The organism is Mesorhizobium sp. M2A.F.Ca.ET.037.01.1.1 (assembly GCF_003998075.1).
GTDB lineage: Bacteria > Pseudomonadota > Alphaproteobacteria > Rhizobiales > Rhizobiaceae > Mesorhizobium.
Genome location: NZ_RZSA01000992.1, coordinates 1 through 2,347, shown reverse-complemented (window position 1 = coordinate 2,347; position 2,347 = coordinate 1). Strand labels below are relative to the sequence as shown.

Annotated in this window: 2 protein-coding genes; both read right to left on the bottom strand. The window is 66.7% G+C overall.

Translation table 11 applies throughout. The features are described 5' to 3' along the window. Window positions 1–118: 118 nt before the first annotated feature. Window positions 119–1,216, bottom strand: coding sequence for an ABC transporter permease (locus EOA27_RS32390; protein ID WP_126081811.1), 1,098 nt, complete (start codon window positions 1,214–1,216; stop codon window positions 119–121). Next, window positions 1,213–2,347, bottom strand: a 1,135-nt coding sequence (locus tag EOA27_RS32385) for an ATP-binding cassette domain-containing protein (protein WP_127258285.1), incomplete at its 5' end; no start/stop codon positions are given. The genes EOA27_RS32385 and EOA27_RS32390, both read right to left, overlap by 4 nt.

The following is a 2,347-nucleotide window of genomic DNA, read 5'->3' as shown; positions in this document are numbered from 1 at the left end:
CACCGCGGCCGTCCCGCTGCTGCTCGCCGAGCCCGGCAAGCAGCAGCGGGACGGCCGCGGTGACGGCGCCGAACAACAGCGCGCCAAGAAAAACCTCGCTGAACAGCCCGGTCATGTCTCAGGCCTTTCTCGATTGGTTGTAGCGGTGGTCGACATACTCGGCGAGGGCGAGCACGATCAGCACGATCGAGACCAGCACCAGCGTGAAATGATTGGGCACGCCAAGCCGCCTCGCCGCGCTCTCGCCGCCGATCGAAAGCACCGAAAGCAGAAACACGAAGCCAATCGCGGCAAAGCCGTTCATGCGCGCGAGGAACACCGCCGGAATGACCGCCAGGCCGTAGGCGGGGTTCCAGTCGGCGCGGACATTGCCTTGCACGCCGATGATGTCGACGGCGCCGGCAAGGCCTGCAAGGCCGGCCGAAATGGCAAAGACGGCAACGGTCAGGCCAGGCACGCCGAGCCCGGCATGGACCGCCGCGCGCGGATTGGCGCCGACGATCCTCAATTTCAGTCCGAACGCTGTCCGCGTCATCACCAGATGCACGATGATGATCGCCGCAAGTCCGAGCACGAGGCCGCTGGTGATGGTCGTGTCGAAGAGCCGCGGCAGCCTGTCTTCGACCGACAAGGTACGCGTCTGCGGCACGGTCGTGCCGGGGTCGCGGAACACGAGCTTGACCAGCACGTTGGCGAGCGAGGTGCCGAGGAACGTCATCATCAGCGTGGTGATGATCTCGTTCACGCCCTGATAGGCGCGCAGCAGCGCGGGCAGCAGCGACCACGCCATGGCCACCACCATGGAAATCAGGAACGAACAGATCAGCGCCAGCCAGGCCGGCATAACCTGCACCAGGACGGGAGCGCTGGCGGCCGCCGTGACCGCCCCGAGCAGGAACTGGCCGTCGCCGCCCAGATTCCACATGCCGGCGCGAAAGGCCACGATCAGGCCGGCGGCGAGGAACAAGAGCGGCGCCATGCGCGTCAGCGTCTGCTGGATGCCCAGCGGCGAGAACAGCCCTTTCTCCAGCACGTAGCCGTAATAGGCGAGCGGGTCGACGCCGACGGCAAGCAGTATGCAGCCGGCGATGATAAGAGCGGCAAGGATGGGCCCGAGCGTCATCAGCAGCCGGTGCAGTATATCGCGGCGGGTGGCGACGCCGCTCGTGGCATCGAGCGCGTTGGCGTTGGCGCCGGGTGCGGTATCGATGCTCATGCGGCCAGTCCAATCATCAGGCGGCCGACCTTGGTGCGCGCGTCGTCGGCATTGGCGACTGTGCCGACCAGCGAGCCGTTGGCGATGACGGCAATGCGGTCGAACATGCTGAGCAATTCCTCGAGGTCGGTGGAGATCAGCAGCACGGCAAGGCCGCGCGCCGCCGTGTCGCGGATGCGCTGACGCGAGGCAAGCGTGTTGGCGAGATCGAGTCCATAAGTCGGCTTGTTGAAGATCACCGCCCTGGCGCCTTCAGCCAGTTCGCGCGCCAGGAGCACCTTCTGGATATTGCCCCCCGAAAGCCGGGCGACAGGCGTCTTCAGGCTCGGCGTGCGAACATCGTATTCGCGCACCAGCTGCGCCGCGCGCCTGTCGATCTCGGCGCGTTGCTCGACGCCGCCGCGCCAGAAGGGCGAGGCGCCGACCTGCTTGAGGAAGAAGTTGATGGAGACCGGGAAACTGCCGACCGTGCCTTCGCCGAGCCGGTCGTCAGTCAGGTAGCGAAGGCCGCGCTGGCGGCGTTCGCCCACGCTCAGCGCCTCGATGGCGGCGCCTTCCAGCAGCACCGAACCGCCGGTCGCCGCACGCTGGCCGGCCAAGGCCTCCGCCAGTTGTTTCTGGCCGTTGCCGTCGATGCCGGCGATACCCAGGATCTCACCCGGGCGGATGTCGAAGGAGATCGACGACAGCCCCGGCGCGTTTTCGGTCGGCGCGACCGCGAGGTCGGCGACCTGAAGCAGCGGCGCGGCATCGGCATGGACCGTGCGGGTGGGCCGCTCGGCCGCCTCCGGATCGTCCTTCTGCTTGCCGAACATCAGCTCCACGATCTCGGAGATGATCTCCTGCTCGCCGAGCGTGCGAAAACGCTCGGGTGGAATCTCGCCGACCTTGCGGCCGAGCTTCAGCACCGAGATGCGGTCACCGAAGGCCGCCGCCTCTTTGAGCTTGTGCGTGATGAAGACGATCGCCAGCCCCTGTCCGACGAGGCGGCGCATCAAGGCGCCGAGTTCCTCGATGCCTTTCGGCGTTAGCATCGAGGTGGATTCGTCGAGGATCAGCAGCCGGCTGTTGCGCACCATCGCGCGCAGGATCTCGACTTGCTGCTGTTCGCCGAGCGAAAGCTCCGACACC